This is a genomic window from Paenibacillus sp. MAEPY2, from assembly GCF_000499205.1.
GTDB classification, from domain to species: domain Bacteria; phylum Bacillota; class Bacilli; order Paenibacillales; family Paenibacillaceae; genus Paenibacillus; species Paenibacillus vandeheii.
Window position 1 is genome coordinate 69,269 of sequence record NZ_AWUK01000030.1, and the last position, 22,865, is coordinate 92,133.

The following is a 22,865-nucleotide window of genomic DNA, read 5'->3' on the forward strand; positions in this document are numbered from 1 at the left end:
TGTGTCGAACCCTTGCGCCGTGGTTTGCCTGTAAACGGAGGAGGGTTAACGTTGACCGTCTTCTGTATGGGGATACACTCCTTAGACCGGGTTTCAAGTACCGGTCGATGCTAGTTGTCACCCCAAATTCTACTCACAGCGTGAATGTTGTCAACTCATTTTTTCACGGTTCAACGGGAGATAGAGGTAGAAGGTACTTCCCTTGCCCTCAGCGCTTTCAAGTTCGATCGACCCGTCCAGTAATCTCGCCAAATCCCGACTGATGGAAAGGCCGAGTCCTGTTCCCCCAAATTTGCGGCTAATGGACCCGTCAGCCTGTTGGAATGCCTCAAAAATGGATTGATGTTTATCTTTAGCAATGCCAATTCCTGTATCTTGCACCGAGAAAACAATCCATTGACTCAGAATGCCTGACTTCTTGATTTGCTTGGTGCTCACGGTGAGTGTGACCTGCCCCTGATGTGTAAACTTGATGGCATTGGACAACAGATTACGCAAAATTTGCTGGACCCGCTGGGGATCCGACCAGAGGGTTTCTGGCAGCCCTGACTTCTTGTCCAGTCGGAGCTCTACTCCCTTTTTTTCGGCAACCAGCTGGAAGTGATTCATGACATCTTCCGTGAGTTGTGCAACACTAATATCCTCCAAAACGATATCCAGTCTGCCCGCTTCAACTTTGGACAGATCGAGAATGTCATTGATTAACGCAAGCAATTCCTGACCAGAATCTTCAATCATTGCAGCAAAACGTGTGATATCCTCTTGTTCCATCGTATCAGCGTTCTCGCTGATCATCTGGGCGAAGTTAATGACACTGTTCAGCGGTGTTCGCAGTTCATGCGACATATTTGCCAAAAATTCCGATTTGTACTGCGAAGCAATCATCAACTGCTTGGCACGGTCTTCCAGCACAATATGGGCCTTTTGCAGTTCTTCTTTTTGTACAGACAATAATCGGTTCGTGCTCTGAATAAGCAAAATCCGGTTCTGCTCATTCTGGAAATCGCGCAAAATAAAAGCAAAAATAAGACTAAGCAAAATACCCACAGGAAGGGTATACGGCATAATATGAGAGAAAAAATATGCAGCCGGGATAACGCCGACGATAGCAATGTTCACACTATTGACCACATTTACAATCAATATGACGATGATACCTTTTACAATCAGCCTGTAGTCACTGCGTCTCATCCATATATTCAGCCCTGCACACACCACGCCCAGAATCGACATATTAATAAGTGCAGCCACCGTAGCATCGTTGATACCAAAGGTTAACCGGGTCAGCCCAATCCCAACCCCTACGATAATAACGCTATAGGGTTGTCTATACGTCAAAACGGCAACAATTAAAGGAACGAAACGAAGGTCGAAGACCACTTCATCGTTAAGCTGAAATCCAAATACAGTGCTGATCCAGCCTGCAAAAATAAGCACAAACAACGAACTGATCTGTTTCACCCGTGATGAAGCACGTATTACGATGTATTTATAGAACACACTGGCAAGGTAAGCAATGGTAATTAGCATCCCCATATTTAATACGAACATTTTTGAAAATTGCATTCACTCACTCCTGTTGTCGTGTATTCATTGACAGAAAACCTGTAGTCCGTATATACATCTATCATATCATGCCCGTTCAACCTTCGACATTCCTTCGTCGTCAAAAAAATGCACAAAAATACACAAATCAGGATTCAATTTGTGCGCTGAACGTAGTAAAATATATTGTTGTTCGATTTTATTTGCTGTGATCCAGTTCCTTGCGAACATGGATGAAAGGAGAAACGGTGTTGTGCACGTGTTAAAAACTAAATCCTACTGGCTGTCGTTAAGCTTGATGCTTTCCTTGGCTGTCTTGGGAATGTTGTATGATATTCTGAATAGTCCGGAACGCGGTTTCTCTTTGCTTGATTCCCCACTGGACCGGATTATCCCTTATGTCCCTTCAATGTCCATTCCTTATCTGGGCTGGTATCCATTTGTCTTCGGGGTGTTGGCTTATTTATGCGCCAAGGATCGGCTCACTTATTATCGTGTCCTGCTATCCATGAACATCTGTGTCTGGATCTGTTACCTGATCTATTTTAATTTCCAGACCATGGTGCCCCGTCCGGAGTTAACAGGTACAGGTCTCGGTGCATCTGTTCTTGGATGGCTCTACGGTCAGGATCGTCCATATAATTGTTTTCCAAGTATTCATGCCCTTCATTCTTATCTGGTTATGCGTGCTGTTCTTTCCGTTCAGAGCATCCGCAAACACGTTAAGGTGTTTGTTGCTGCCGGGGCAGCTCTGATTATACTATCTACCTTAATGATCAAACAACATGTAATCTATGACGCCCTCGGTGCGGTCATTCTGGGTGAATGCATTTTCACAATTATCACCGGGCTTTCACTGCACCGTCGCCGCAGAAAAGAATCGAAGTGGACCGAGGGGATCAGCTGACCCCTCGCTCCGACGATTTCTGGAGATGCTGCTGCCGCCTCCACTCATCAATAAACAAAGTTGCAAAATAGGGATCCCACTGGGTCCCTTTTCCTTCTTCCAAAATAGATAGCGCTTTCTCATGGCTCATCCCATTCCGGTATGGACGATCAGACGTCATCGCATCAAAAGCATCAGCCACGGCAATGATACGGCCAAACAGCGGAATCTTTTGACCTGCTATTCCATCAGGATACCCTTTGCCATCATATCTTTCATGATGGGACCTTACACCCGGCAGGAAGTCTGCCATGGCATCAATCGGTTCAATCTGTAACAAGATACTCTCTCCAAGAACGGGATGTGTGCGAATGATGGCGAATTCCTCATCGGTGAGTTTCCCATCTTTCAATAACACTTCATCGGGTATGCCGATTTTCCCAATATCATGCAGCAGCGCTGATTTGTATAACAGATCTGCTTGTTCTTCATTCATGCCGCTCAGCTTGCCGATCATAATGGAATACTCTGCCACCCGCATGGAATGACCGGCGGTATATTTATCCCTTGCGTCCAACGCAGCGGCCAAGGTGGAAAAATAACTTTGCAGCAACTGCCGATTGCGTTCCTGTCTCATCTCAAGCCGATTAATCATCATATTGAATCCGGAGATGAGCGTTGAAAATTCATCCGCGTACAGATCGGGGGTTCTTCTGCCGAGGTCTCCCTCCTGAATCCGATTCATCTCCTCCGTTAGCTCCGCAACCGGACCGCGAACATCCCGTATCAGCAGCCAGCTACCCACAAGGGCAAAGCCCCCGCCCAGCACAACGATAAGAACTGCCCACAGAATATACTCTTTCGCAAACTCGCTATCCATATACTGAAGACGGATTGATGTAGCCAGGAAGAACAGAAATAATGGGAATAAACCGATCAACGCTGTACTCAGCTGAAATTTACGCTGAATGGACACCAGAACTCGTCCTCCGAGAGATGGCTCCATGCCATGCTGCTCTTTGCCTCGGCGGCGAACTTCCAGCAATAGCGGTCTCACCGTCCGAACGGTCAGAAAATATTCAATCAGGGCATGCATCACAGCGATTAATAAGGCACACGCAGCTGCAACTGCGACATATCCGTACGGAAAATCCAACCACCCTGTGGAGATCATCCATAACGTCAATCCGGCTGCTGGGAGTGAAAATCCAAGCATATGCGGACCCAAAATACGATAGATCGTTTGTCCCGGAAAACGGTGAATGGTCTCATACATTTTTGTCAATTCAGCCTTTTCATGATGCTCGGCGGCAAAGAATTGCCGAATGGGGCCAAGTTGTGCCCATAATGTAATCAGTTCAGCAACAAGCATGAACAACAGTGAAATCACCACAATGATAATGAGGCGTACAAATTGAACGTTCGGTATTTGTAAGGTAGACACCATAACCACTGTACCTACCACAAAAACAGCCGCCAATGAACCGAAAAGATAATTTCGCATCAGACGAAAGATAAATGAACGGTATACTTCCACCCCAACCCCTCACTCTCTAGGTGTAACCAGTTCTCCCCATTGATAATGACAGAGGGAGATTTAAGGGTACAGTCTCCTATTTGTTATCGGTTACTCGGACTGAAAAAATTAATTCATTTCGCGAATGGAAAACCTCCGTATTGAATGAACTATAAAACGTTTAGGTAATTTATATATACTCATGCAACCACATAAAAAAGACTGCTCCCCGTAGGGAACAGCCTGAAATAGCAAAACATTTTTTATCCTTTAATCTTGGCAGCCAGAATCATTGTACCACGCGGCTCATCACCCATCGCATCCGGTTCAAGCGTAATCGCGACCGTGTCGTAGTCGTTGGCTGAGTCTAGAGTATAATATACTGCTCCCGTTCCTTTATGGCTCAGGAAAGTCCCTGCATTCTGAGGAGTATCACCCTTGATCAGCCAAACCTGAAACGCCTCGTTCCCTTCCAGATTAGGCAAGTTCTCCGCCTGGACGACCAGGTGGGTGCCTTTGCTGTCAATGACGATGGTAGCCAGGCCTTGGGCCACAATATCCTGTGTCGCCGGGCTAAGCTTGACGGCTTCGCCTGTCTGCATTCCTTGCGCAGGCTGCAGAGATGAAGCAAGCTGCTCTTGCAGCTGCGCATTCTGTGCCTGTGCCTGAGCAAGCTGCTCTTGCACAGCCGATGAGCCCGCAGCTTGCTGCCTCAGCGAATCGATCTGGCCTTGCAGCTGCCCGGCGTAGATGCCGAGCACGAGCGCCGCTGCCGCGAGGGCTGCGCTCGCTATGCGCCAGGCGCGGCTGCTGCGCGCCCGCGCGCGCCCTTGAGGCTGCCACGGCTGTGCCTGTGCAGCCTCTTCTGCCCGGGCTGCAGGCACCGCCGTCTCCGGCGGCAAGCCCTGCCCGGGCTGCGCCGCTTCTTGCTGCGGCGCAAGATCCGCCTGAAGCACCACGGGTGCTTCAGGCTCCTCAGGAGCAGCCGCCGGCTTCGTTCCGGCGCTCACCTGCGCGTGTCCGAGCACGTTGCCCAGCACACGTGCACGCATGCCAGGCGGCGGGTCAACAGGTTCCGCCGCGAGTGGCAGGAAGCCAGTTACTTCCTGCAATTCCCTCACCTCCTGGCGACAAGACTCGCATTGGGCCAAATGCGCTTCAAATGCTGCCACTTCCTCCGCTTCGAGTCCTCCCAGCACATACACCGGTGCCAGATCAGACCATTCCTCATGTCGTTCTATCATGGATGTATGCCCTCCCTTCCCGCGTCCGAATGCATTTCAGCATCGGCGAGCAGCTTCTGAAGCTGTCGCATCGCAAGCCTGACACGGCTCTTTACTGTACCCAGCGGAATCCCGAATCTGCTGGACACTTCCTGTTGTGTTAAGCCCGCATAATAGATCAATTCAATGACCTGTTGCTGGTCACCATTCAACTGGGACAAGGCCTCCTTAATTCGGACACCTTCCCATTTACGCTCTATTTCTTCTTCTGTATTTGTATGTTCATCGGCAAATGCCGCCAGCGTTTCGTTCTCCACTGAGGTCGTAGCTGCGCTTTTGGATTTTCGCCTCAGCATGTCCACTGCAATGTTACGCGTAATGGCAAACATCCACGTGGTCAGCTTCCCCTGTGAGGCCTCATATCGTTCAGCATTGTTCCAGACACGCAGGAATAATTCCTGAACGGTCTCTTCTGCGGTCATTGGATCACCAACGATCCGATAAGCAAAAGAATACACCGCCCGCTCATAGCGGTCATATAAAAGCTCCAGTGCGGAAGGATCTCGTTCCGCAATCTGCCGCATTAACCTGCTGTCCTCTATAGATTCAGTCATGCGAGGGCCCCTTTCCGTGTCATCCCTCTTATTATAACCTACGCAGAATCATTTGAAGAGGATTACCTTATTGAAGAAAAAATCTGAAATGTTTTCGCAATTGTTTTCAAAAAAAGCTTCAACCTTCCTTTTTATTGCAAAAAATTACAGCCTGTAGTATACTATTAGAGTTGGTAATTAAACAACCTCATATGATTTTCTGTCTTCTTTAAACCCCGGAATATTTTCTTCATGCTGCGACCGCAGCGAACATGCACATTAACCTATGAAGATTGAAGAACCTGAATCACAATAACCCGGTATTACAGAGTTTCACAAGATGTTCCCATTCACACTGGCGCGGTCATCGGAGCCGCAAGGACAAAAGAGAGGTAGGGCTTTTGTTGTTTTGGATGTCACTTATTCTTGAGAAGATTGAAAACATACACAAAGCACCCGGAATTGGGTTCCGGGTGTTTTTCCATGTCCATTTTTGATAAAAATGGCCTGAACAGGCAAAAGGCGCCGATACAATCTCGGCGCCTTTCCTCGGAGTTGTATGGATCAACTCCCTGATTATGTTGCTGTTGCACGATTTAGATAAACATCGTTTTGGAGATAATGACCAGCAGGATGAACAGTACGAGAATGGTACCCATGGATCCCCAGCTTCCCCCGGTATGCCCATAAGAGGTTCCACAACCCTGATGACACCCATGCAGCATCGGAGCATGATTAGCATTATGAGCGTATCCGTAGCCATACCCCATTGGCATTGTTCCGTAACCATACCCGTATCCATGCATTTCATGCCCCATGTAACCTTGCATGTGCTCATAGCCTCCCATGTACCCGTATACGTGTCCCTGTCCGTTCGGTGAATTCGGTTTTACTTCGCTCATTGTTCATTCCTCCTTAACATTTGCCTACACCCCTAAGCTATGTATTCGCCCTACCTCTGGACCGGGCTATGGCCCTACTTTGACAAAATGGGCGTTACTACTATTCATGTAGGCTTGTCCTCAAGTTAAAAAAAACCCCGCCAGTTACCTGGCGGAGTTCAAACATATTATACCCAGAAAGATTTAGTGATGATAACGAGAAGAATGAACAGAACCAAGATTGCACCAGTTGATGTCCAACCGCCGTATCCTGCGCCTCCAAGTACTTCGCTCATGGAGATTCCTCCTTTACCAATGGTTTAGGTGTTAATAGAATTAGATCAGGAATGCTTTAGAAATGATAACCAACAAAATGAAGAGAACCAAAATGGCACCAGTCGATGTCCAAGCGCCGCCGTATCCACCTACAACTCCACTCATTGAAAACCCTCCTTTTATTTGAGGTACAGTTCACTATATGCAAAAATCATGCAGTAGATCGGGCTTTGGTTAAAATTGGGCAGGTATACCCCAAAAGGAAGTATGTTGTCTTTTTCTCTGAATTAATGGAATGCAAAAACTGCAAGCCCCAGAAGAGACTTGCAGTACATTGTATAAAATGATTCCCTTACGCCGCTGACTTTCCTCAGTTCGGCCGTGCCTGACGGGAGGCCAGTTTTTCTTGAACAGATTGCAGCTTCTGCACACTGGAGGCATCCGGTTTGTCCCGACGATCGTCAATCTTGACGGAGGTGGAGACTCGCTGAGCTCCCGATAGGAATGGAGCTTCGTGCAAAGCCGCAATCGCTGTAAAGACCTCATTGAGCGGACCTTCGATAATTGTACTCATGGAGGTCAACTGATATGTAATGCCCCGCTGATTTTCCAATACTTTCTGCATGTCCGCCACATAACTGCTCAAGCTGGTCGTCCCGGTGCCAATTGGAATTACGGTCACCTCTGCTATTGCCATTTTGCTCCGCCTCCTCTGGACTCCGTAAGTTACCGGTGCCACTCATTTTTAGTCGATTTCTGCCTGTTTTTATTCTACCAGTTGAAGGAGCCACAATTCAAACTGACGTGATAACGTCATCCGATTTGACCAAAAATTTTTTTTGATAAATCTTCAAATCTTCCAGTCCTTTTCCTTTGCGGAATCTCGGCTTAAATGGTATACTCGGAATTACGTTTCACTGTGTTAACCCTGTTTACAAACACTATATGTTGGGTTACAGTATGATAACAGCAACAAAATGTAGTGTAATTGAATTACCCCACTTCTATTAGTCATCTTCTGAAATCTCGCGAAAAACAGGATGAAATCACCTCCAAAGGCACGTCCCTGTAGGTGTAAATCGCTTTCTCGAAACAGACTTGACTCGGAGGTTAACGGGGCTATTTGGACTGCACCGGTATCCTCAAATTAAAGGCGTCTCTTCGATAGACAAAAGATTACATAAGCACCCTTTTCTGTCTTTTTCAGATCATTAAAGGCAGTAAGGAACTCAGAGCATCTAAGGGCATTTTCAGCCAATAGGCAGGGGGAATGCTTTTTATGTGACCATGTTCTGCGTGCTGCTCCGATGTCGCAAGATGGCATGACGTCCTATTACCGCCGCTCCGTCCGCAATATGCAGCTTATATCTTTATCTCACCGTAAGAAGACACTCAATTCTTTATATAAAGAATTTCTCCAATTTATCTCTTAAACATGCGAAAGCGAGGAATATTCATGCCACAAGTTGTGACCAAGCCGAATAACCGCCAGCTTGCCTTTGATGATATGCGCATCTCGGTATATGCAGATCGTATTCTGGAAGGACTGGACATGCTGGACAAGGAACGTCTGGTACGCGGGGTAAACAGCAAGCTCCGTCGTGACGAAGTTACCGGAGACGAGATCAGCAACGCTTTTATGATGAGCGCACTGGAACTGGTAACGAAGGAAGAGCCTAACTGGAAATTTGCAGCTGCACGCTCCCTGCTGACTTCCCTTTACAAGAAAGCGGCCACCAACCGCAGATACAAATCTTACCCGGAAGAGCCTTACGGCGCTTTCCACCCGCTTCTTGTGGATCTTGTGAAGAAAGGTATCTACCGCGAAGAACTGCTGGAATGTTACACCAAAGAGCAGATCGACGAGCTTGCTGAATGCATCGACTACCGAAACGACCTGTTGTTCGACTACATCGGCTTGCTCACACTGGCAGAGCGTTACCTTGCTCACGATTTTGATGGAAAAGTAATGGAATTGCCGCAAGAGCGTTATATGGTTATCGCCATGTTCCTAATGCACCAAGAGCCTGCCGAGAGACGTATGGATCTCGTCAAGGAAGCATACTGGGCAATGAGCAATATGTACATGACTGCAGCTACTCCTACGATGTCCAATGCAGGTAAAAAAGTAGCCGGACAGCTCTCCAGCTGCTTCATTGATACTGTGGATGACTCACTCGAAGGCATCTTCGATTCCAATACAGATGTAGCACGTCTGAGCAAAATGGGTGGCGGCATCGGCGTTTACCTCGGCAAAGTCAGAGCTCGTGGTTCGGATATCCGTGGTCACCAAAATACAAGTTCCGGTGTAATCCCTTGGATTCGCCAACTAAACAATACAGCGGTCAGCGTAGACCAGCTCGGTACGCGCAAAGGTGCCATTGCCGTCTACCTGGACGTTTTCCACAAAGACATTCTGGCCTTCCTCGATCTGAAGCTGAACAACGGCGACGAGCGTATGCGTGCGCATGACGTATTCCACGGCATCTGTCTGCCTGACTTGTTCATGGAGCGGGTATCCACTCGCGGCGAATGGAGCCTGTTCTGTCCCCACGAAACGAAGAAAGTGATGGGGTGGAAGGACGAGAATGGTCGTGCACTCGGACTGGAAGATTTCTATGATGAGTCCTTTGGCGAAGGTGCGTTCCGTGATAAATACGAAGAAGCAGTGAATCACCCACTGCTGTCCCGGATTACAGTACAGGCGATCGATATCATGAAGCGTGTACTTAAATCCCAACTGGAAACAGGTACGCCATACATGTTCTACCGGGATACGGTTAACCGCTCGAATCCTAACCGTGCACACGGTATGGTATACTCCTCCAACCTGTGTACCGAAATTATGCAGAACCAGTCTGCCACTGTGATTGAAAAGGAAGAACTCGTAACCAAGGATGGACAAACTCGCATCGTGATTTCCAAAGTACCTGGCGACTTTGTTGTCTGCAACCTGAACTCCATCCATCTGGCACGTGCTATACCTCATAATGTATTGGAGCGTCTCGTTCCAATTCAGGTGCGCATGCTGGACAACGTTATCGACATTAACAACATTGAAGTGTTGCAAGCCCAATATACCAACAGCCAATATCGCGCAGTCGGTCTGGGAACGTTTGGACTTCACCACCTGCTTGCTCTCGAAGGCATTCATTGGGAGTCTGAAGAAGCTGTAACGTATAACGATAATCTGTATGAAAAAATTAACTACCTGCTCGTGAAATCCAGTATGGAGCTGTCCAAAGAAAAAGGACATTATCCGAAATTCAAAGGTTCCGATTGGGAAAGTGGTCATTACTTCGACCAACGCGAGTACACATCAGGTGAGCGCGTAGGTGAGTTCGTGACAACCGAACAGTGGAAAGAACTTCAAGCCGAAGTACGACAAAACGGTGTACGTAATGCCTGGTTGTTCGCCATTGCACCTAACGGTTCCACGTCCATTATTGCCGGTTCAACGGCTAGTATTGATCCGCTCTATGAGCTGTTATCTTATGAAGAGAAAACAACATACAAAATTGCCAATCCGGCTCCGGATCTGTCCGAAAAAACAAGCCCTTATTACCAAACGGCGTTCCAGGTGGATCAACATGCTTCCATTAATATGGCGGCTGCCCGTCAGCGCCACGTCGATCAGGGACAAAGTTTCAACTTCTACGTTCGACCAGATATTAAAGCAACAGAATTCCTGGAATTGCATCTGCACGCCTGGAGAGCCGGCATGAAATCAACTTATTATGTTCGTAGCCGTGCATTAACGATTGAAGAATCTTGATTTTTGCGCAAGTTACGTTTTATCCGTGATAGAGAAGATTGACTAGATTTACGATGACTACCAGGGCATCCTGTTTTGAATGCAAAATGGCGTTGCCCTGGTACTTTTTTGCCCAAAACACGATCACAACATCATGAGATGTTGATATAGATGCCAGATTACAGCCCCTAATATTTAAGTTGAAATATTATTACAGTGTAAATTCATTCAAGGAGTGAACGGATTATGCAATTGCAGAAAATTTTCAATACCGAAGCGCCTAACCAGTCTACCCGTATCATTGAAGGGGAATGCTCAGGCATTCTGAACTGGAACGATATTCGTATGCCTCATATGTACAAGCTGTACAAAGTACTGCTGCTCAACCACTGGATCGCGGATGAAATTCCGATGTCCAAGGATGCTTCCCAATTTGCCCAATTGGACCCGGAAGAACAGCGTACATTTAAAGTAAATATCTCCCTGCTCGCTGTACTGGACTCTATGCAAACGATGTTTGTAGGTGACGTGAAACGCTATTTCACCGATTCATCGCTCGAAGCGATCTCGGCAATTATCGGACAACAGGAAGTTGTACACAACCAATCCTATTCCTACGTCCTGTCCTCCATCGTATCTGATCGGGAGCAAAAGGAAATTTTTGAATACTGGAAACATGATCCGGTGCTGCTTGACCGTAACCGGTTTATCGCCGACATCTACCAAACCTTCCGGGATAATCCGTCTCCACAGACGTTCTTCCAGGCTATGGTAGCTGATTTGGTACTTGAAGGGATCTTCTTCTATAGTACGTTTGCCTTCTTCTACAACCTGGCCCGTGACCAGAAAATGATGGCAACCAGCCAAATGATCTCTTATATTCAGCGCGATGAGAACCAACACTGCTACTTCTTCGCTGAAGTGTACAAACAGCTGCTGGTCGATTTCCCTGAACTGAACACTCCAGAGAACATGGACTATGTATACAAAACGATCAACCGTGCCGTTGAACTCGAAACCAACTGGGCACACTACACCCTCAGCAACGTACGCGGCATTGACTTGAACGAGTTGGAAGACTACATCAAGTACATTGCTAACAAACGTTTGCGCCTGATGGGTATGGAAAAAGCGTACGAAGGTGTGGATGTGAACTGCATGCCTTGGATCAAACCTTTCTCCGATGAAGCGCTTAATGCTACGAAAACAGACTTCTTCGAAGCCAAGTCCCGTAACTACGGCAAAGTCGGCGACGATAACGGATTTGACGATCTGTAAACTGATGGATCAGTGAACACAACCTAAAATAAATACTCAACACTCCCCTTCTTGGAATGCTTAATGGCTTTCTGCTTGTGGGAGTGTTTTTTCTATACGCCTGGATATTAAAACCATCCATCCCGCTAGCTTGTAAGATATAATGGAAAAAGGTTCACATTCTCCTGTCGAAATGAGGCATAGTGATGGCAAACGAACTGCTGGAACAACTAAACAAGTGGCATGAACAGGACGAGTTCGGTCTTATTATTGAACGTATTCAGGATATTCCTGAAGTGGACCGGGATTATGAGCTCATTGGTCAACTAGCCAGAGCGTATAACAATGAAGGACGATACCGTGAGGCTGCCCAACAGTTACTAGCCGTGAATGAGCAAGGAACAAGCGACCCTCTCTGGCAGTACCGTTTGGGTTACGCTTATTATCATATCGCCAAGTATGAACAGGCGCTCCATGCGTTTGAGATGGCTAACGAGCTCTTGCCCCATGACGAATCAACCAACGAATTTCTCGAATGGACACGGCCCAAAGCTGAAAAAATGCAGCAGGACCGACTGCGCCACCAAGAGATATTGTTGGAATTGGAGCAGAGCGGCAGGCTAAACCACCTTAGAGCTGCTTCCGGGTCCTACGATCCGGCCTCCTTCTGGGAACAGAGTGAATATGCATTAGAAAGTTATGTATCTCCACCTTTTGACGAAGAGTTGATCCAAACCATTGAACAGGAGCTAGGCTACCAATTACCTGCCTCCTACATCCATTTAATGAACAAACAGAACGGCGGAATCCCTGCACACACCGTTTTCCCAACCAATGAAGCCACTTCATGGGCTGAGGACCATATCGCCGTTACGGGGATTATGGGCATTGGGCGGGATAAATCCAATACACTGGCCGGAGAATTTGGAAGTCGATTCATGATTGAAGATTGGGGATACCCTGATCTCGGTATCGTCATCTGTGATTGCCCTTCTGCCGGACACGATGTGGTGATGCTGGATTATCGATTCTGTGGCCCGGAAGGCGAACCTGCTGTGGTTCATGTGGATCAGGAAGATGATTATGAGATTACATATCTGGCGCCTAATTTTGAAACTTTTATTCGCGGACTGGTTGATGCAGATACATTTGATCTGTCAGGTGAAGAGGACGAAGACTGAAATTGCAGGAGGGGCTTATGACAACCCGTATCTATTTTGGCTCCAATAAACTTGGTGAGATTGAGGAAGCATCGTTGCAAAAGGCGCTTCTTGATTTCAATCTGGGAACGCTTATAGATTATAAGCGAACCGATGAAGGGGTGATGGGCCAGACACTTCTTATTCGCTCTTCAGAGGGAGAATATATTCTGAAAGGTAACCCATTATATGCAGGACAACTCCAGGAAGAGCAATTTTTCGTAGAACAGCTCATCAAGCACACCAATATTCCTGTACCTAATCCATATTTGCTGCATGAAGATACCGACATGCTGGGCTGGAGTTATGCCATCATGCCCCGATTACCCGGAATACACCTGCATGACCCGCTATTACAGGCCTCCCTGTCACAGGAGGATCAGACGAATATCGCTACGATGCTTGCCCATTCCTTAGCAGAATTGCACCGTTGGAAGGTCCCTGACGCCGGAGAGTATGATCCTGTAGCGAAGCAAATCGTTCCCTTTGCGGGCAAATATCTGGACTGGTTGTATGGAACTATCCACCACTGGCTGCAGGATGCTGCAAAATACTCTGTGATTACCGATGAAGATATACAGTGGGTGGACGAGCAATTAAACAATGCTGAATCTGCATTCCAATCGATGCCCGTTCCCGGATTTGTGATGGGAGATTTTAAAGTGGAGAACTTCCTGATTCACAAACGAGATGATCTTGGATCAGAATGGCAGATTAGTGGTCTGTTCGATTTTACGACCTCCTATTTTGGAGACGGCACAGCTGACCTAACCAAAATGACAGCCATGTATATCCGTGAAGGCCAACCCGAGCTTGCCAAACGATTCCTTCAAGGGTACCGGGAACTTGTCTGCACAGCGGATTCAGAGCGATACCAACGCTTCGCTACACGGCTTAGGGTGCATCTGCTCTATCAGCGCATTTTGTTGTGGGGTGAATGCAAAGCAACAGGCCGAGTGACCTGGGCAGCGGATATACCTTTTGCACATTGGGCGGAGCAGTACATGGATGCGGTTATTGCTTTGCTGGATTAGTACACCAAAAAACCGCCAGAAAGATGAAGATATCTCTCCTTCTGGCGGTTCTTCTTAAACTATGAATCTATATTTAAATAGGTAATACGCCCATATGCATTACGGTTGTGCGACCGGTGCTTCCTGATGTTTCTGCAAAAACTCCAGCATCCGCCGATAAACGAGAATCTCATTCGTTTTTCTGGAGAAGCCATGGCCTTCATCATCCAGAACGATGTATTCCACGTCCACCCCTTTTCCCTGCAACGCAGCCACGATCTGATCCGATTCCGCCTTGACAACCCTTGGATCATTTGCCCCCTGAATGACCAGCATCGGGTTCACCATTTGGTCCAGATACGTAATCGGCGAATCCTTCGTTAAACGTTCGCGGTCACGGATCGGATCACCCAACCAGTTGTCCATCATTGGCTTCCAGTCTTCGGGCACGGATTCCAGGAAGGTAAACAGGTTGCTTGGTCCAAAAATATCGACCGCAGCCCGGAATAATTCCGGGTGACGTCCTGCCAGAAGCAAGGTCATATACCCGCCATAACTGCCTCCCACCACGAACAGACGATCCGGTGACGAGATACTCTCGTCAAACAGCCAGTTTATACCGGCAACGCAGTCCAGCCTTGGGCCCTCGCCCCAATCTCTCTCAACCATTTTGACAAATTCGGCGCCATATCCCGTGCTTCCCCGGAAATTGGGTGCAAAAATATGATAGCCCTGTGCTAGCATCAATTGGAACATCGGGCGGAAGAATTTCGCTTCCGATGCCTGCGGCCCGCCATGCGGCCAAAATACCGTGTAACCATTAGCCTGCTCCGGCTTCGCCTTGAAGAAGAGTGCTTCGATCTCCAGTCCATCGTAGGAGTTATATCGAATAACATCCGGGTAGACGAGATCACTCGGATCAAGCCCTGTTACCCGATTGGCAGTCAACGGCTCCCATGACTCACTGCCTGCCATTAATCGATAGATATTATGCGGCTGGACGGCTCCACGCCCCGAAATATACACATTGCCGGCCTTGGTAACCGTTACATGTTCTACGGTATCCAGTGGCATGTCCACACGCCGAGGCTGCTCGGAACCTTTGTCCAGCGCGTACATCCGATTCTCAGGACCTGTAAACGTCCAGAAGTATAACGTCTCTGAATCCTTGTGCCAGCGGATGATCTCCACGTCCTCGCCTTCCATTTTGCACAAAGGACGAAATTCATGAGTGTCCAGTCTGTATTCAGCCACATAGGAGTACGGTTCGTTATCATTCGTAATCATCAGAAGCCGATTATTGTCTGCAAACAGGACATATGGGACCTGACTCTGCCGCTCGGAGACCGGAATAATGGATTCTGACTCACCGTTCCGATACACGTATGCTGTCTGGTAGGTATTGGAGTATACATTCAGGATTACGTAGGCTTGTTCATCCGAACTCACAGCAACCAGATTGCTTGTAACCTCTTTCCCCTGATGCAGAAGCTCATCTTCTCCTGTTTCCAGGTTAATCCGGCGTGAATTGAGATAGTTCGGGTTATCCCTGCTTGTCATATAATACAGACGCTGTCCATCCTCGGACAGATGGGAGAAATAACAACGATCATTGGGCTCTGCCGGAACAACAGGTAATGGAACTCCACCTTCCGGTTGAAGTGCATACAGATGATAATTCTCATCACCATCCCGATCAAACGCGGTGAGAATATGACGTCCTTCCGGGTCTGGTTTGATAAACTGGCTGCTCTGATTCAAATACGTCAAAGGATACGGGTAGCCACCCGGCAGATCCATAGCCCAGATATTGGGCTGACCATTCAGATTGCTATCAAAAAACAAACGCTTCTCGTCGGCCGATACGGCAAAATGGGAAATCCGATACGTCTGGAAATACTGTTCTACATCCGGTTTGGGAAACTGAATCATGACAAACCTCCTTAAGTATGAATGAAGTATCAAACAGTGGTAAATTAAGGGTATATTTGTCCATATTATATGTACATCCATTGTTTGCACAATAGATATGGCATATTTTTTTCCAATTTAGATCTTTCTTCGATTACGAATAAAAGGTCATATGAGGTTTGTCCTCCCGATAATAATCCAGCCTTTGCTTCATATTTCCGGTATGCAGCTCGAACAGATGACCATCCGGATCGGTAAAATAAACAGACAATGCATCCTTGGGATCACGTGGTCTTCCGGGAAGAATGTCAGCCCCGGCTGCTCGCAGCTGCTGCACGGACTCATCGAATTCCTCTTCTTTTACGGTAAATGCAATATGTGTATACGTTCGTTCCGTATAGTTGCGAATGACGTCGTCTTCCTGATTTAAAGCGATCCACAGACCGGCAAGTTCGAAATACGCCAGCTTCCGGCCTTTCACTTGAATACGGGCACCGAGAGCCTGCTCATAAAAGGTAATGGACCGATCCAGATTGGATACGGAAAAGCACAGATGATTAATTCCCTGAATATTCATTTGGCTTCTGACACCTCCACATTTTAATGACCTGCTGCAATAGCTACATCCTTATTATGGTATATTTTGCGTTAAAAACAAATGTCCTTCTTCCTCCTGTCGCACCTTCTTCTGGGCGAATGCATAGTTTAGGCGTATGAACGAACGTGCGAGGAGGATGTAAAACAAATGAATCCTGTCTATCCTTTTTACGGTGAGAAAACGGTGTGCAAGGAACAAAAGCTGGCTTTCCCACCCCAGCATCAGGATCAGCAGCCTGGTCTGGAAACCCTGATGGTGCCTGAACCCATCAGCGAAGATCCTGCCTATATTGGCAGCTGCAAGCTGGAAGGCAAGGTGGCGATTATTACCGGTGGTGACAGTGGAATCGGCAGAGCGGCAGCCATAGCTTTTGCCAAGGAAGGTGCAGATATCACCATCGCTTATCTATATGAACGGACCGACGCCGAAAGGACGCGTGATCGCATTGAAGAGCTGGGGCAACGGTGTCTGTTGATCGAGATTGATCTCCGCTTGAAGAAAAACTGCGAGGCGGTCATCCGTACAACCATGGAGACGTTTGGAAAGATCGACGTTCTGGTCAACAATCATGGCGTGCAATATGTACAGCCGAGCATTGTCGATATTACGGAAGAGCAGCTGTACCATACGTTCCAGACGAATGTGTTTTCCTACTTTTTTCTGATTCAAGCGGCTCTCCCGCATCTGTGCAAAGGAGCATCCATCATCAATACGGCTTCCATTACGGCCTACAAAGGTGAAGTGCAGCTGATCGATTACTCTTCCAGCAAAGGGGCTGTAGTCTCTCTGACTCGTGTACTCGCCAAATCGCTCGCTGCACAGGGTATTCGGGTCAATTGCGTCGCACCCGGACCGATCTGGACACCGCTTATTCCTTCCAGCTTCTCCGCTGAAGATGTGCAGGTATTTGGAACTGAGACACCGATGGGCCGCGCAGGCCAACCTTATGAACTTGCTCCAGCCTACGTCTATCTCGCTTCCCGCGACTCTTCCTATGTCACTGGTGAGTGCATTCATGTCAATGGCGGGGATATGGTAACCACCTAGTCATCTGGAGAACACCTTATATTGGGAAGATAAAATGGTACTGATATGAATGAAACTGTATTATCTCTGTCCATGGGCCATGTCAGGTTGGATTTCGTACGGTCAGCAGGAGAACAGCAGCTTCGCTACGAAGAGGGTTAGGAGTAATTGATCCGGCAAGCCGGAACCTGACATCTTGCGACAAGGAGCTGAACAACCTGATGAACTACGATCCACTCTACCAACCGTATCCGTCATACCGTGTGCCCGTCTACGCCAAACAGGGCATGGTCGCCACTTCACAGCCTTTGGCTGCACAAGCCGGTCTGGATGTGTTAAAAAAGGGCGGCAATGCTATCGATGCCGCTATCGCAACTGCTGCTGCACTAACCGTGCTGGAGCCAACGTCCAATGGCATTGGGGGCGATGCCTTTGCCCTCGTCTGGACCGAGGGCAAGCTGCATGGCCTGAATGCCAGTGGGCCTGCGCCTCAGAGTATTTCAATTGAGGCGCTCAAGTCGGCAGGCCATACGGAGATGCCGAAGCTGGGGGTCATTCCGGTGACGGTGCCTGGCGCACCAGCGGGTTGGGCCGAGCTGAGCCGCAGATTCGGGCGGCTCACGCTGGCGGAAGCGCTGGAACCGGCTGTCCGCTACGCGGAAGAAGGTTACCCGCTTGCGCCGGGGCTGGCCCGCCATTGGGCACGGGCAGCCGATATCTATGCACGCCAGGGTGATGCGGAAGCCGGGCGAGCATGGTTTGAGACATTCGCCCCAGGCGGACGTGTTCCGGCCGTGGGCGAAATGTGGCGTTCGCCGGATCATGCGGCTACACTGCGCCGGATTGGCGAGAGCGGAGCGCGAGACTTCTACGAAGGTGAACTCGCGGAGCGTATTCATTCTTTTATGGCAGAGCACGGCGGTTACTTGACGAAAGAAGATCTGGCCGCATTCCAGCCAGAATGGGTTGATCCGATCTCGGTCTCTTATCGCGGATATGACGTGTGGGAGATCCCACCGAACGGTCAGGGGCTGATTGCTCTGGCAGCGCTCAATCTGTTGAAAGGCTTCGATTTTGACGAGAAAGAATCCGTACTGGGGTACCATCGACAACTGGAAGCCATGAAGCTGGCATTTGCCGATGGTGAGAAATACATTACCGAGGAACGCAAGATGGGCGTAACCGTACAGGAACTATTGTCCGAAGCGTATGCAGACGAACGGCGCAAGCTCATTGGCGATATGGCACTTCCGCCTGAAGCAGGCGATCCGCGGGCAAGCGGAACGGTCTATCTGGCTACAGCGGACGGTGAAGGCAATATGGTTTCTTTCATTCAGAGCAACTATATGGGCTTCGGCTCCGGGCTGGTTGTGCCGGGAACAGGCATTGCCCTGCAAAACCGGGGACATAATTTCTCGCTTGATCCGGATCACGCCAACGCGCTGGAGCCGGGCAAACGGACGTATCATACGATCATTCCGGGCTTCCTCACATGCGGCGATGAAGCGGTCGGTCCGTTCGGGGTCATGGGCGGTTTCATGCAGCCCCAGGGTCATGTGCAGGTCGTCATGAATACGGTGGACTTCCACCTCAATCCGCAGGCTGCGCTCGACTCTCCGCGCTGGCAGTGGACCAAAGGCAAAACGATCCTGGTTGAGCCCGGATTCCCTCACCATATTGCACAGGCACTCGCCCGCAAGGGGCATGATATACAGATCGCCCTCGACCCGTCGATGTTCGGACGCGGTCAGATTATATGGCGAGATCCGGACAGCGGTGTATTATGCGGTGGCACAGAAAGCCGGGCTGATGGCTCCGTAGCAGCGTGGTAATCCGTTGTATGTGCAGCTAACTAAGAGCTGAAAAGCCTGGAGCATTGCAAATGCTGGGTGAACGGGGAAAACCATTCATATATATGAATGTATTGATTCATGCGAAAGTGTAGTTCATATGAAATTATCTTTGGATCACAGGCAGAGAAGAGATCAAATCGGTCTCTTCTTTGCCTTTTTTGTCTATCTTTTTTCTCGTTGACCCGCAAGATGCACAGGTTCTTTCGAGAATGCATGCCTCTTCTAATGTAAATCCAATGTATAATTCATGGTTTTCATTGAAATTTCATTGGATTTTCATTTTATTTTCGTAAATTTTCATCATTCCCCATTACGGAGACTCTGCTCCCGTCCGATATAAATATAGGGGAATTACTCACCTCATACATCATCTCCACCTTATAGAAAAGAGGTCATGAAGCACATGAAAACACAGTGGAAATACAAACTCGGGTTCACCATGATGATGATTCTGGTTGTCCTGGTGCTGGGAGCGTGTTCGACAACCGATAAGGCCTCCCCCGCAGATCAGCGAACCAAAGTCGGCATCGTTCTTACCGATGTCGGCCTGGGTGATCATTCTTTCAGTGATGCAGCATTTGAGGGTTTGGTAGAGGCCAGAAACGAGAATAGTATTGTTTTTGATTACAAGGAACCGGGAAAGGATTTGACATCCGAGGCAGCCTTTGAGCAATTTGCGAAGGATAAAGTCGATTTGATCATTGGTCTGAGCGACACGGTAAAAGCCGATCTGGAGAAGGTTGCTCAGAAATATCCAGATCAACATTTCCTCATCATTGACGGGCATTCGGATCTCCCCAATGTGACCTCCATGTCCTTCAAAGCAGAAGAAGGCAGCTATCTTGCGGGCATTATTGCCGGCTTTGCAACGACCGAAGACCATGTAGGCTTTTTGGGTGGAATGGATATCCCCGTACTCCACAATTTTCAGCAAGGCTTTGAGCAAGGTGTCCAGGCTGCTAATCCGAATGCCACAGTCCATGTCGTGTACGCCGGAGATTTCGGCAATCCTGATCTTGGAGGACAGCTCGCAGCACAGATGATTCAGGAACAGCGTGTTGATGTCATTTACGTCGCTGCCGGACTTACGGGCATAGGTTCACTTTCAGAGATTCAAAAATTAGGGAAATACGCCATTGGCGTGGACCAGGATCAGTTTTTTTTAGCAGAAAAAGCCGTACTCACGTCCATGCTCAAAAATGTAGATATCTCTCTTCATAACGCCATCAATACATTCATTCAGAACCAGCATTCATTCCCGCAAAAAGAAATGCTCTTCGGTCTGGCAGAAAATGGAGTAGGTCTAACCGCTCTACATAACATCACCCTTACGAAGGAACAAGAGCAAACTTTTGATGATTTGAAAGCACAAATTGCTTCCGGCAAAACCAAGATTACCCTAGATCAATAAACCAATTGCTAAAATGGAGGCACGCTTATGAAATTGCAGGGAAAGCTGATATTGAATGCCATAGTTTCGTTACTGTTATGCCTCGCGCTGGTCGCTTATATCATTATTCAATTATTGAGCATGAATGCCAAAAACCAAAACCTGGTGCCTGCCATGCTAAAGGTTACTGAGCTGAACGCAAATCAGATACAGACCGAGCAGGCGCTTGATGTATATTCGTTCTCCATGACAGCTGGTAATCAGGATAACGTAGCCCGATTGCTGGACGAAGGTAAAACGATGGTGAAAGAGCTCACGGAAGGCTTGCTGGAAACGGAGGAACAGCTTCGTCTAATCCAATCGATCCAAACGAAATTGACGGCTCTGGACAATGGTGCCACGGAGGCCATCACAGCCATGAACAGTTCGGACGCCAAACGTTTCAGCTCACGGGTCAAAGGTATACAAAATGATATCTATATGCTGGATGAGGTGACCCGGGATCGATATGAGCAATATACGGTGGATCTGGAACAAGACATCCAGCGAACCTGGCAAATTGCTCTCGTCGGAGCCATCGTCCTGCTGATTGCTGTCCTGCTGTTCAACATGAACGCTTCACGACAATTGGCAAGACGCATTCGCACCTTGAAGGAAGCGGCAGGACAAATTGCGAACGGGGACCTTACCCAGCAGCTTCCGGAGGCCCGAGGCAAAGATGAGCTGGATGACTTAAACCGCTCCTTCCGCCTTATGACGGGTAATATTCGCAGTATCATCCAATCCATCGGTGAGGCAGGAAACCGTGTTGATGGAATGGCACAGGACATTGACCGCGGTAATGATACCGTACAGGCCATAGTGCAGCAAGTGTCCCGAACGACCGAAGAACTGTCGATTGGCAGTCAGAAAATTGCTGAGGATCTAAGTGACACGGTTATGGTCGTGGATAAGATGCAGCATACGTTCGAAAGCAATCTTCAGGCGACTTCACAATCGGCCATGTATGGCAACGAGGTTCTGAGTTCCGTGAAGGAAGGACACATTGCTGTACAGGAACAGCTTCGTCTGGCTGAAGTCAACCGGATTGCCATGTCTGAGGTAGAGCAGACGGTCCAGGAACTGGAGGAGAGCGCCTCCCGAATTGCCACCATGACTGCCTATGTGTCGGGCATCGCTACACAGACCACCCTGCTGTCTCTGAACGCCTCCATCGAAGCGGCACGTGCAGGTGAAGCCGGGCGCGGCTTTGCTGTCGTCGCAGGGGAAGTGAAGAAACTGGCCGAGCAATCGGAGCAATCGGTACAGCATATCTTTGCAGCAGTCAGCGAAATTACAACGGCTATGAGCAAAGTAAAAAGCTCGGTGACGCAGAGCATTCAGCTCTTTGCGGAACAGGAGAAGGCTACTGGAAAAACCGGCGAATCCTTCTCCGGAATCCGTGACAGTGTGGAGCGGATCAGTACAAGCATTAACCAGCTTGCGGAAGACATGAAGCAGTCCAGTGAACTTAGCGCACAGGTTCAGCAGGCGATTGAAAACATCAGCGCCATTACGGAGCAATCAGCTGCAAGCAGCGAAGAAATTACCGCTTCAACGGCTGAGCAGCAGCGTTCGTTCAATGAAGCAAGCACCAAGGTGAAGTCTTTGCGGGACATCAGTGCGGAGATGCATCAGGAGCTATTACGGTTCCGGTTGTAGTGGAGGCGTTATAAAAGAGAGAAGAAGCGGCTGTCCGAAGGCTGGAAGGGACTTCCCTTCTCGGGTCGAAGCGCTAATCCATTCTAACGAATCGACCACACCTTAATTGGAGGATTTGAGTCGAATGCACAGTTTAACGAATTCCAGGCACGCTATTCTCGCTATACGGATACAAACTTGGGCCAGAACCTGCCGAGCAGCGAAAATAACGCCGCTGTGATTCGTTAAAGAGCAGATCAATGG

19 protein-coding genes are annotated in these 22,865 nt (G+C 48.4%); 9 read left to right on the forward strand and 10 right to left on the reverse strand.

From position 1 onward, the window contains the following. Positions 1-150 precede the first annotated feature (150 nt). On the reverse strand, positions 151-1,566 hold the full coding sequence (locus P364_RS0121740; RefSeq protein WP_024632182.1) for a sensor histidine kinase: 1,416 nt from the start codon (positions 1,564-1,566) through the stop codon (positions 151-153). 232 nt (positions 1,567-1,798) lie between these two features. Here P364_RS0121740 and P364_RS0121745 point away from each other — a divergent pair, with 232 nt between their 5' ends. Further along, entirely contained in the window at positions 1,799-2,452 is a 654-nt protein-coding gene (locus P364_RS0121745; RefSeq protein WP_024632183.1) for a phosphatase PAP2 family protein, read from the forward strand. On the opposite strand, the gene P364_RS0121750 is transcribed toward P364_RS0121745, so the two are convergent. From P364_RS0121750 to P364_RS0121780, 7 genes are all read right to left on the reverse strand, one after another. Then, positions 2,445-3,968: an HD domain-containing phosphohydrolase gene (locus P364_RS0121750; RefSeq protein WP_024632184.1), complete on the reverse strand. Its 1,524-nt coding sequence runs from the start codon at positions 3,966-3,968 to the stop codon at positions 2,445-2,447. The genes P364_RS0121745 and P364_RS0121750 overlap by 8 nt on opposite strands. Before the next feature lie 242 nt (positions 3,969-4,210). After that, the gene (locus P364_RS0121755; RefSeq protein ID WP_024632185.1) at positions 4,211-5,191 is read right to left on the reverse strand and encodes an anti-sigma factor; all 981 of its coding nucleotides are present in this window, start codon (positions 5,189-5,191) and stop codon (positions 4,211-4,213) included. Then, positions 5,188-5,784, reverse strand: a complete 597-nt coding sequence (locus tag P364_RS0121760) for an RNA polymerase sigma factor (RefSeq protein ID WP_024632186.1) — start codon at positions 5,782-5,784, stop codon at positions 5,188-5,190. The genes P364_RS0121755 and P364_RS0121760 overlap by 4 nt, the downstream gene beginning before the upstream one ends. A gap of 575 nt (positions 5,785-6,359) precedes the next feature. Then, on the reverse strand, positions 6,360-6,665 hold the full coding sequence (locus P364_RS38780) for a hypothetical protein (protein WP_029881193.1): 306 nt from the start codon (positions 6,663-6,665) through the stop codon (positions 6,360-6,362). 167 nt (positions 6,666-6,832) lie between these two features. Next, entirely contained in the window at positions 6,833-6,940 is a 108-nt protein-coding gene (locus P364_RS37970) for a sporulation protein YjcZ (RefSeq protein WP_197521564.1), read from the reverse strand. A 40-nt stretch (positions 6,941-6,980) separates the two neighbouring features. Then, positions 6,981-7,085 carry a hypothetical protein gene (locus P364_RS38280; protein WP_017690880.1) on the reverse strand — a complete coding sequence of 35 codons (105 nt, stop codon included), beginning with the start codon at positions 7,083-7,085 and terminating at the stop codon, positions 6,981-6,983. A 205-nt stretch (positions 7,086-7,290) separates the two neighbouring features. Continuing rightward, on the reverse strand, positions 7,291-7,617 hold the full coding sequence (locus P364_RS0121780) for an MTH1187 family thiamine-binding protein (protein ID WP_024632187.1): 327 nt from the start codon (positions 7,615-7,617) through the stop codon (positions 7,291-7,293). Between the two features lie 759 nt (positions 7,618-8,376). Here P364_RS0121780 and P364_RS0121785 point away from each other — a divergent pair. From P364_RS0121785 to P364_RS0121800, 4 genes are all read left to right on the forward strand, one after another. After that, the gene (locus P364_RS0121785) at positions 8,377-10,695 is read left to right on the forward strand and encodes a ribonucleoside-diphosphate reductase subunit alpha (protein ID WP_024632188.1); all 2,319 of its coding nucleotides are present in this window, start codon (positions 8,377-8,379) and stop codon (positions 10,693-10,695) included. 225 nt (positions 10,696-10,920) lie between these two features. Continuing rightward, a complete protein-coding gene (locus P364_RS0121790) occupies positions 10,921-11,952 on the forward strand; it encodes a ribonucleotide-diphosphate reductase subunit beta (protein ID WP_024632189.1) in 1,032 nt (343 codons plus the stop codon). Between the two features lie 185 nt (positions 11,953-12,137). Next, positions 12,138-13,112, forward strand: a complete 975-nt coding sequence (locus P364_RS0121795) for an SMI1/KNR4 family protein (protein WP_024632190.1) — start codon at positions 12,138-12,140, stop codon at positions 13,110-13,112. A gap of 17 nt (positions 13,113-13,129) precedes the next feature. Next, entirely contained in the window at positions 13,130-14,164 is a 1,035-nt protein-coding gene (locus tag P364_RS0121800) for a phosphotransferase family protein (protein ID WP_024632191.1), read from the forward strand. Between the two features lie 99 nt (positions 14,165-14,263). Here P364_RS0121800 and P364_RS0121805 read toward each other — a convergent pair whose 3' ends face one another. Next, positions 14,264-16,075 (reverse strand): S9 family peptidase, encoded by a 1,812-nt coding sequence (locus tag P364_RS0121805; RefSeq protein ID WP_024632192.1) that lies wholly within the window; start codon positions 16,073-16,075, stop codon positions 14,264-14,266. A gap of 133 nt (positions 16,076-16,208) precedes the next feature. Continuing rightward, on the reverse strand, positions 16,209-16,631 hold the full coding sequence (fosB, locus tag P364_RS0121810) for a metallothiol transferase FosB (protein ID WP_024632193.1): 423 nt from the start codon (positions 16,629-16,631) through the stop codon (positions 16,209-16,211). 168 nt (positions 16,632-16,799) lie between these two features. Between fosB and P364_RS0121815 the strand changes: the two genes are divergently transcribed. The 4 genes from P364_RS0121815 to P364_RS0121830 all read left to right on the forward strand — a co-directional run bounded on the left by P364_RS0121815 (position 16,800) and on the right by P364_RS0121830 (position 22,622). After that, entirely contained in the window at positions 16,800-17,699 is a 900-nt protein-coding gene (locus tag P364_RS0121815; protein WP_024632194.1) for a glucose 1-dehydrogenase, read from the forward strand. A gap of 200 nt (positions 17,700-17,899) precedes the next feature. Further along, a complete protein-coding gene (locus P364_RS0121820; RefSeq protein ID WP_024632195.1) occupies positions 17,900-19,510 on the forward strand; it encodes a gamma-glutamyltransferase family protein in 1,611 nt (536 codons plus the stop codon). A gap of 424 nt (positions 19,511-19,934) precedes the next feature. Next, positions 19,935-20,942: a BMP family lipoprotein gene (locus P364_RS0121825; protein ID WP_024632196.1), complete on the forward strand. Its 1,008-nt coding sequence runs from the start codon at positions 19,935-19,937 to the stop codon at positions 20,940-20,942. 27 nt (positions 20,943-20,969) lie between these two features. Next, the gene (locus tag P364_RS0121830; RefSeq protein WP_024632197.1) at positions 20,970-22,622 is read left to right on the forward strand and encodes a methyl-accepting chemotaxis protein; all 1,653 of its coding nucleotides are present in this window, start codon (positions 20,970-20,972) and stop codon (positions 22,620-22,622) included. The last annotated feature ends 243 nt before the right edge of the window (positions 22,623-22,865 follow it).

Excerpts from the sequence above, each read along its gene's own strand:
- P364_RS0121740 (WP_024632182.1), bottom strand. The coding sequence starts at position 1,566 with ATGCAATTTTCAAAAATGTTCGTATTAAATATGGGGATGCTAATTACC.
- P364_RS0121755 (WP_024632185.1), bottom strand. The coding sequence starts at position 5,191 with ATGATAGAACGACATGAGGAATGGTCTGATCTGGCACCGGTGTATGTG.
- P364_RS0121760 (WP_024632186.1), bottom strand. The coding sequence starts at position 5,784 with ATGACTGAATCTATAGAGGACAGCAGGTTAATGCGGCAGATTGCGGAA.
- P364_RS38780 (WP_029881193.1), bottom strand. The coding sequence starts at position 6,665 with ATGAGCGAAGTAAAACCGAATTCACCGAACGGACAGGGACACGTATAC.
- P364_RS37970 (WP_197521564.1), bottom strand. The coding sequence starts at position 6,940 with ATGAGCGAAGTACTTGGAGGCGCAGGATACGGCGGTTGGACATCAACT.
- P364_RS38280 (WP_017690880.1), bottom strand. The coding sequence starts at position 7,085 with ATGAGTGGAGTTGTAGGTGGATACGGCGGCGCTTGGACATCGACTGGT.
- P364_RS0121780 (WP_024632187.1), bottom strand. The coding sequence starts at position 7,617 with ATGGCAATAGCAGAGGTGACCGTAATTCCAATTGGCACCGGGACGACC.
- P364_RS0121785 (WP_024632188.1), top strand. The coding sequence starts at position 8,377 with ATGCCACAAGTTGTGACCAAGCCGAATAACCGCCAGCTTGCCTTTGAT.
- P364_RS0121790 (WP_024632189.1), top strand. The coding sequence starts at position 10,921 with ATGCAATTGCAGAAAATTTTCAATACCGAAGCGCCTAACCAGTCTACC.
- P364_RS0121795 (WP_024632190.1), top strand. The coding sequence starts at position 12,138 with ATGGCAAACGAACTGCTGGAACAACTAAACAAGTGGCATGAACAGGAC.
- P364_RS0121800 (WP_024632191.1), top strand. The coding sequence starts at position 13,130 with ATGACAACCCGTATCTATTTTGGCTCCAATAAACTTGGTGAGATTGAG.
- P364_RS0121805 (WP_024632192.1), bottom strand. The coding sequence starts at position 16,075 with ATGATTCAGTTTCCCAAACCGGATGTAGAACAGTATTTCCAGACGTAT.
- fosB (WP_024632193.1), bottom strand. The coding sequence starts at position 16,631 with ATGAATATTCAGGGAATTAATCATCTGTGCTTTTCCGTATCCAATCTG.
- P364_RS0121815 (WP_024632194.1), top strand. The coding sequence starts at position 16,800 with ATGAATCCTGTCTATCCTTTTTACGGTGAGAAAACGGTGTGCAAGGAA.
- P364_RS0121820 (WP_024632195.1), top strand. The coding sequence starts at position 17,900 with ATGAACTACGATCCACTCTACCAACCGTATCCGTCATACCGTGTGCCC.
- P364_RS0121825 (WP_024632196.1), top strand. The coding sequence starts at position 19,935 with ATGAAAACACAGTGGAAATACAAACTCGGGTTCACCATGATGATGATT.
- P364_RS0121830 (WP_024632197.1), top strand. The coding sequence starts at position 20,970 with ATGAAATTGCAGGGAAAGCTGATATTGAATGCCATAGTTTCGTTACTG.